This window comes from Vibrio sp. 2130-1 (assembly GCF_033339515.1).
Genome location: NZ_JAWOUT010000252.1, coordinates 1 through 716, shown reverse-complemented (window position 1 = coordinate 716; position 716 = coordinate 1). Strand labels below are relative to the sequence as shown.

The following is a 716-nucleotide window of genomic DNA, read 5'->3' as shown; positions in this document are numbered from 1 at the left end:
TGGCAAGGACGAGCTGGCTGACCTTACGAGCTCTATCAATCGCATGAACGAGTCACTGGCAGGCATTGTTGCAGGTGTAAATGGCAAAGCGAACCAAGTGGACACCAGCATGGGTGCGCTTCTCGAATCGGCACAAGTTACATCCAATAACGTTGAACAACAACAGTCCAATATCTCAGAAATGGGGCGTCAACTCGAAGAGATTGCCTTTGCCGCGAGCAATACGTTGGATCAAGCTAATCAATCGGTGCAAAAGTTGTCAGATTCAAAAGATGAGATAGAACAAGGTCGTGATGCACTTGAGCAAAATAAAGCGACCATGGAAAGTTTACACAGCAGCATAGAAAGCGCCAGCACCCAAGTTACGCAGTTAAGCAAAGAGAGCGAAGCAATTGGCCGCGTGACGGAAGTGATTGAAGGGTTAGCAGAACAGACTAATTTGCTGGCACTCAATGCGGCAATTGAAGCGGCGAGAGCTGGTGAACAAGGGCGAGGTTTTGCTGTGGTTGCCGATGAAGTGCGCATGTTGGCGACAAGAACCACGCAATCGACGACAGAAATCAACGGTATTATTAACGCAATTCAACGTTCAACTCACACGGTGGTTCAGGAAATTGAACACAGCCAGTCGTTGGCAGAGCAAGGTGCTGAACACATCGATAATGCCGTAACGAGATTGGTTTCAACGACAGAGCAGATCGGTTCTCTAAACGAGC

1 protein-coding gene is annotated in these 716 nt (G+C 48.3%); it reads left to right on the top strand.

The genetic code is table 11. The features are described 5' to 3' along the window. The coding region (locus R7Q09_RS25550) for a methyl-accepting chemotaxis protein (RefSeq protein WP_318143863.1) at positions 1-716 on the top strand (716 nt) is incomplete at both ends.